The 5,779-nt window shown below is 64.9% G+C and carries 8 protein-coding genes; 3 read left to right on the top strand and 5 right to left on the bottom strand.

What is annotated here, in order from left to right:
* Positions 1-138: 138 nt before the first annotated feature.
* The gene (locus tag AC0L3K_RS29110) at positions 139-690 is read right to left on the bottom strand and encodes a carboxymuconolactone decarboxylase family protein (RefSeq protein ID WP_354199900.1); all 552 of its coding nucleotides are present in this window, start codon (positions 688-690) and stop codon (positions 139-141) included.
* Positions 691-762: 72 nt separating this feature from the next.
* On the opposite strand from AC0L3K_RS29110, the gene AC0L3K_RS29105 reads away from it, so the two are divergent.
* Positions 763-1,101, top strand: a complete 339-nt coding sequence (locus AC0L3K_RS29105) for a winged helix-turn-helix transcriptional regulator (RefSeq protein WP_473253591.1) — start codon at positions 763-765, stop codon at positions 1,099-1,101.
* A gap of 118 nt (positions 1,102-1,219) precedes the next feature.
* Here the strand turns inward: AC0L3K_RS29105 and AC0L3K_RS29100 are convergent, their stop codons facing one another.
* Together AC0L3K_RS29100 and AC0L3K_RS29095 are read right to left on the bottom strand one after the other, a co-directional pair.
* Entirely contained in the window at positions 1,220-1,666 is a 447-nt protein-coding gene (locus AC0L3K_RS29100; RefSeq protein WP_219680332.1) for an NfeD family protein, read from the bottom strand.
* A 70-nt stretch (positions 1,667-1,736) separates the two neighbouring features.
* A complete protein-coding gene (locus tag AC0L3K_RS29095) occupies positions 1,737-2,738 on the bottom strand; it encodes an SPFH domain-containing protein (protein ID WP_219680333.1) in 1,002 nt (333 codons plus the stop codon).
* Between the two features lie 22 nt (positions 2,739-2,760).
* On the opposite strand from AC0L3K_RS29095, the gene AC0L3K_RS29090 reads away from it, so the two are divergent.
* Positions 2,761-2,958 (top strand): hypothetical protein, encoded by a 198-nt coding sequence (locus tag AC0L3K_RS29090; RefSeq protein WP_354199902.1) that lies wholly within the window; start codon positions 2,761-2,763, stop codon positions 2,956-2,958.
* Between the two features lie 46 nt (positions 2,959-3,004).
* On the opposite strand, the gene AC0L3K_RS29085 is transcribed toward AC0L3K_RS29090, so the two are convergent.
* Both AC0L3K_RS29085 and hemH read right to left on the bottom strand, forming a co-directional pair.
* Entirely contained in the window at positions 3,005-3,976 is a 972-nt protein-coding gene (locus AC0L3K_RS29085; RefSeq protein WP_354199903.1) for an ABC transporter substrate-binding protein, read from the bottom strand.
* A gap of 22 nt (positions 3,977-3,998) precedes the next feature.
* A complete protein-coding gene (gene hemH, locus AC0L3K_RS29080; RefSeq protein WP_354199904.1) occupies positions 3,999-5,039 on the bottom strand; it encodes a ferrochelatase in 1,041 nt (346 codons plus the stop codon).
* Between the two features lie 80 nt (positions 5,040-5,119).
* On the opposite strand from hemH, the gene AC0L3K_RS29075 reads away from it, so the two are divergent.
* Entirely contained in the window at positions 5,120-5,518 is a 399-nt protein-coding gene (locus AC0L3K_RS29075; protein WP_354199905.1) for an MAPEG family protein, read from the top strand.
* Positions 5,519-5,779 lie beyond the last annotated feature (261 nt).

The raw sequence follows: 5,779 nt of genomic DNA, 5'->3' as shown, positions 1-5,779 counted from the left end.
GCCATCGGCTATATCAGCCCGGTCGAGATGGAGCTAAAATCGGCTTGATCCATGTCCACTTTTTTGGGGGAAGATCAGACTGCCTCCGCGGAAAGACTCTGGATTGCTTCGCTACGCTCGCAATGACGACGGTTAAAGCTACGCCGGAAATCTTGCCGCCGTGTCCTCCAGCGGCAGCCGGAGTCCGTTCGCCAGGTAGGATACCGTGCGGTAGAAGCCGCACAGCAGCATGATCTCCAGGATCTGCGCCTCGTCGTAATGCGCCGACAGCGCGGCGAATTCGGCGTCGCCAAGCGTCGCACGGTGATGCAGCGCGTCGATGGCGGCGATCAGCGCCTGCTCGGCCGGGGACCAGCACGGCGACGCCGCATCGCCCTGCACGGTGGCACGCACCTCATCAGAGGTGAGCTTCGCGGGCGCCGCGAAGACCGCGACGTGCACGCCCCATTCATATTCGCATTTGTTCAGCGCGCAGGTGCGGTCAATGACGATCTCGCGCTGGCGCAACGAGAGCGGGCCGGGATCGAGCAGGCCGGCGGCGCGAAATTTGTCCCAGGCGCGGGTTTGGCCCGCCATCACCCGGAACAGCAGCAGCGGCGGCGCACCGCGCATGATGCGGTCGAACTGCGCCTGGATCTCCGGGGGATAAGGCGGGGTGAGCGGGGCAATGCGCGGCGTGGCCTGGGACATCGGCCGTCTTCCTTGCTACATTTACTGTAGCATTACGCTACACTATTTGTAGCGACACGCAAGAGGCCGACAATGGCGAAACAGACCACTTCCAGATCGCGCGGCGTCCGTGGCTCGCGCACCGGGCGGCCGATCATGGTGCTGCTCGACCTCCTGGGACGACGCTGGAGCCTGCGGATCCTGTGGGAATTGCGCGATGCCCCCCTCACCTCGCGCGCATTGCGCACCGCCTGCGACGAGGCCTCGCCGACGGTGCTGCAGGCGCGGCTGGACGATTTACGCGAGGCCGGGTTCGTGGCGCTCGGCGAAGCCAGCGGTTACGGGCTGACGGCGCTCGGACGGGAATTGTGCGAGACGTTCATGCCGCTGCATAGGTTTGCGGAGAGGTGGCGCAGCAAGAGCGGCGCGTAAGTCTAGCGATGCCGTCCCGACAAGCTCGTCATTGCGAGCGAAGCGAAGCAATCCAGAATTTTTCCGCAGAGGCAGTCTGGATTGCTTCGCTTCGCTCGCAATGACGGGGAGGCAACAGCTACGCCGCCGCCACCGTCAGATTCGCGCCATCCACTTGCACCACCTTCACACGCGTGCCCGCCGGCGTATCGGGGCCTGCGACGCGCCAGACCGTGTCGCCAATGCGCATGGTGCCGTTGCCGTCGACGATCGGCTTCTCCAGCGTGAACTCGCGGCCCAAGAGCGCCTCGGAGCGCTTGTTGAGGAAGGGGCTGGCGGCAATTGCATCCGGCTTCGGCCGGGCGAGGCGGCGCCATACCGGCACGGCGGCGGCGGCGAAGATCGCGAACATCACGAGCTGGATCTGCCAGGATATCGCTACTCCGAACGAGATCAGCCCGACCAGCAGCGCGGCGAGTCCGAGCCAGAACAGGAAGACTCCCGGCGCCAGCACCTCCAGCGCCATCAGGATGAAGCCGAAGATCAGCCAGTTCCAGGTGCCGAGCGATACGAACATGTCGGTCATGACACGACCTCTTTGAAATGACGCATGCCCTTGTCGGAAAACCGGTGTCCACTTTTCCGGGGCATGCGCTTTACCCCTGACGCGGCGGCACCGCGGGTGGCGTGCTGCCGGTCGTCGGCACCGAGCCGCGGCGGGCGGCAGCGGCCGCGGACGCCGCGCTTTCACCGAACGTTGCCTTTGCAATCTCGCCGATGCCGGCGAGCGAGCCCAGCATGCTCATGGCTTCGACCGGAAGCATGATGACCTTCTGGTTCGGCGATTCAGCCAGCTGCCCGAACGCCTTGATATACTTGTCGGCGATAAAATAGTTCAGCGCCGCGACGTCGCCCTTGGCGATGGCTTCACTGACCATCTGCGTCGCCTTGGCCTCAGCTTCCGCCGACCGCTCGCGTGCTTCGGCGTCGCGGAAGGCGGCCTCGCGGCGACCTTCCGCCTGGAGAATTTGGCCCTGCTTGGCACCCTCGGCGCGCAGGATCTCGGACTGGCGTGCACCTTCAGCCTGAAGGATGTCGGCGCGTTTGACGCGCTCGGCCTTCATCTGTCGGCCCATGGCTTCGACGAGGTCCGCCGGCGGCACGATGTCCTTGATCTCGATACGATTGACCTTAAGGCCCCAGGGCGAGACGGCGGCATCGACCACACGCAGCAGGCGCTCGTTGATTTCGTCGCGATGCGACAACACCTGGTCGAGATCCATCGACCCCATCACCGAACGGATGTTAGTCATGGTCAGCACGGTGACGGCTTGGGTCAGGTTTGAGACCTCGTAGCTCGCCTTGGCGGCGTCGAACACCTGAAAGAAGGCGACGCCGTCGACCGTCACGGTGGCGTTGTCCTTGGTGATCACCTCTTGCTCGGGAATGTCGATCACCTGCTCCATCATGTTGATCTTGCGTCCGACGCGATCGAAATAGGGCACGATCAGATTGAGCCCGGGGCTCAGCGTCTGGGTGTATTTGCCGAACCGCTCGATGGTCCAGTCATAGCCCTGCGGCACCGTCTTTACGCCGGCCACCAGCGTGACGATGACGAGCAAAACCAGGACAATCGCGAAAATGTCGAAACCGCTCATATTTCCTCCAAGGCGGAAAAGATTGTCGGAAAAGGCCCTTTTCCGCGCTGTCATTGGTCGGGATCACGACCCCAAGGGTTCAGTAAAGCGTTCGGTAAAGGATCCAGCGGTCGTAGATGATTTCGGCATCGGCAGGATTCTACACAAGACGCCGGGAGAGGGAATGGTCGCGATTATGTATTTGCGAGGCGCTCTTGAAAGCGTGCTGGAGCAGACCTAGCGACGACGTTAACGAATCCGGCCGTGCCGGCGGTCGCAGCCAAATCCTACTCGATGACCTCGTTCGCGGTTGCGAGCAGGCTTGGCGAAAGCGTGACGCCGATCGCCCTGGCCGTCTTCAAGTTGATCGCCAGCTCGAACGTGGTTGGATTTTGGACCGGCAGGTCGGCCGCCCGCGCCCCCTTCAGGATGCGATCGATATAGGAGGCGGCGCGGCGGAGCTGCTCGGCGCTGTCGGTGCTGTAGGACATCAAGCCACCCTCGTCGACGAAGGTACGGCTCCAGAACACCGCCGGCACGCGCGCTTCATTGATGGCCGCCAGCAGAAGCGCACGGTTGGACATGGTGAAGAAGTCCGGCAGCACCAGCAGGCCGCCGTCTTTCCGCGAAGCCAGGGCGACGATCGAGGCCGTGTCATGGATCGGCGCCGGCTCCACCGTCACATCGAGCGCGCGGCCAGCGTCCTCGATCGTACCCAGCATCAGCGGCGCGAACGGCGCGGTGGCGGGATTGTAGACCACGAAGACACGGGACGGTCTTGGCACGACCTGCGTCAGCATCTCGAGCCATTTTCCGGCCAGCGGGCCGTCGTAATCGGTGAAGCCGGTGACATTGCCGCCGGGATGGGCGAGATTCTGGACAAAGCCCTGGCTGACCGGATCGGTGACGACGGCGAAAACGATCGGGATCGTCGTCGTGCGCCGGCGCAGCTCCTCGACCGAGGGCGTGCCGACCGCAAGCAGGATGTCGGGCTTGAGCGCCACGAGTTCGTCAGCGAATTGCGCGATCCGTGCGCGGTCGCCGCCGCCGTTGCGCCAATCGATCTCAAGGCTGCCGTGCTCCTTCCAGCCATGGCCGGCAAGCGCCTGGACCAGGACCGCGCTACGCGTCTGCCCGATCGCATCGTCGGCCGCCGTGACCGAGAGCACGCCGAGCCGGCGCGTCGGCTGCTGCGCCAGCACTGAGGCCGGCAGCGCAGCGGCCACCCCAAGAAGCGCCAGAACCTCGCGGCGGTTCATGGGGCGCTCCTCGGATCCAGGCTCACTCTATCCAGCCCTGGAGTTCGCGCAGCACCAGCGTTCGGATCACATCCATGCCTGGGTCGCTGTCGTTGAGGCAGGGGATCGCGGAAAACTGCTCGCCACCATTGTGCTCGAAGATCTCGGCATTCTCCTGCGCGATCTCCTCCAACGTCTCCAGGCAGTCGGCGGAAAAACCAGGCGTGATCACCGCGATGCGGCGCACGCCCTCTTTCGCCAGACGCTCCATGGTCTTGTCGGTGTAGGGCTGCAGCCACTCGTCGAATCCGAAGCGCGACTGAAAGGTCAGCAGCAGCTTTGTCTCGTCCATCCCGAGCCGGCGGCGCAGCGCCTCGGTGGTCGCGACGCATTGGTCCTGATAGGGATCGCCCTTGTCGACATAGGCCTTCGGCATGCCGTGGAAGGAGGCGACGATCAGCTCCGGCTTGAACGGCAGGCTCGCCAGATGCGTCTCGACGGAGGTGGCGAGCGCCTCGATATAGGCTTCGTCCTCGTAATAAGGCGGCGTCACCCGCAGCGTCGGCTGCGCGCGCAGCCGCGCAAGCACGCGAAACACCTCGTCGCAGACAGTGGCCGACGTCGCGGCGGAATATTGCGGATAGAGCGGTACGGCAAGGATGCGATCGCAGCCCTTCGCAATCAGCGCATCGACGCCCGACCTGATCGAGGGATTACCGTAGCGCATCGCCCATTCCACCGTGACCTGGTCGCGGTCCGACAGCATGGCTCCGAGCTTGTCGCTCTGCGAGCGCGTGATGGTCTTGAGCGGCGACTCGTTCTTCTCGGTGTTCCAGATTTTGAGATAGTCGCGCGCCTTGGCGCGGGGGCGGGTGCGCAGGATGATGCCGTTCAGCACCAGCTTCCAGATCAAGCCCTGATCCTCGATGACGCGGGCGTCCGAGAGGAACTCCTTCAGATAGACCCGCACGCCGCGCGCGTCGGCGGTATCGGGCGTGCCGAGATTGACCAGGAGCACGCCGACGCGCGAGGGGGCGGGCTGCGTGGCCGGCATCGCGGTCTGGCTGGGGGCGATTGTCATCATGATCCGTTGCGTCGCGCGTTGTTCCGAACTTGTCAAGATTGGCCCGGTTTCGCTAGGGTCCGTGCGCAGGGGAGAGAACCATGACGCTGGCGGAATGGTGCGTTTTCGGGGCGCTGCTGCTCTATCTCTTAACGATCGTCGCGATCAAATGGATCAGATTTCGCGGCTTCGACAATTCGCGGCCGCGCGACCCAGCCTTCTTCGAGGACGCGCTGGCGCAGCGCGCGCTCGGCGCGCACCAGAACGGCATCGAGACCTTTCCGTTCTTCGCCTTCGCCGTGCTGCTCGCCGAATACAGGGATTCGCCGCAGCGCCTGATCGACGAGCTCGCGGTACTGTTCCTGATCGTGCGGATCGCCTACGTGCTGACCTATCTCGGCAACCGCCCGACGCTGCGCTCGATCCTCTGGAGCATCGGCTTTGCGATCAATCTCGGGATATTCTTCATGCCGGCGTTGAAGCAGTTTCTGCCGGTGTGACCCCTTTTTTTCTTCCTTCTCCCCTTGTGGGAGAAGGTGGCGCGAAGCGCCGGATGAGGGGTTCTATCCGCGAACGCAGCTGTAAGAGGATCGCTCGCGGAGACAACCCCTCACCCGTGGGGGGGGGGGGGGGGGGGGGCCCCCCCCCCCCCCCCGGGGGGGGGGGGCCCGCGCGGGGGGGGGGGGCGGGGGGCCCCGGGGGGGGGGCGGGGGGGGGGGGGCCCCCCCGGGGGGGGGGGGGGGGGGGGGTGGGGGCCCCCG

The organism is Bradyrhizobium sp. MI1.10, from assembly GCF_055811035.1.
The sequence above is the reverse complement of the archived record's forward strand: the minus strand, read 5'-3'. Positions and strand labels throughout refer to the sequence as shown.

Excerpts from the sequence above, each read along its gene's own strand:
- AC0L3K_RS29100 (WP_219680332.1), bottom strand. The coding sequence starts at position 1,666 with ATGACCGACATGTTCGTATCGCTCGGCACCTGGAACTGGCTGATCTTC.
- AC0L3K_RS29075 (WP_354199905.1), top strand. The coding sequence starts at position 5,120 with ATGACGCTGGCGGAATGGTGCGTTTTCGGGGCGCTGCTGCTCTATCTC.
- AC0L3K_RS29095 (WP_219680333.1), bottom strand. The coding sequence starts at position 2,738 with ATGAGCGGTTTCGACATTTTCGCGATTGTCCTGGTTTTGCTCGTCATC.
- hemH (WP_354199904.1), bottom strand. The coding sequence starts at position 5,039 with ATGATGACAATCGCCCCCAGCCAGACCGCGATGCCGGCCACGCAGCCC.
- AC0L3K_RS29105 (WP_473253591.1), top strand. The coding sequence starts at position 763 with ATGGCGAAACAGACCACTTCCAGATCGCGCGGCGTCCGTGGCTCGCGC.
- AC0L3K_RS29110 (WP_354199900.1), bottom strand. The coding sequence starts at position 690 with ATGTCCCAGGCCACGCCGCGCATTGCCCCGCTCACCCCGCCTTATCCC.
- AC0L3K_RS29085 (WP_354199903.1), bottom strand. The coding sequence starts at position 3,976 with ATGAACCGCCGCGAGGTTCTGGCGCTTCTTGGGGTGGCCGCTGCGCTG.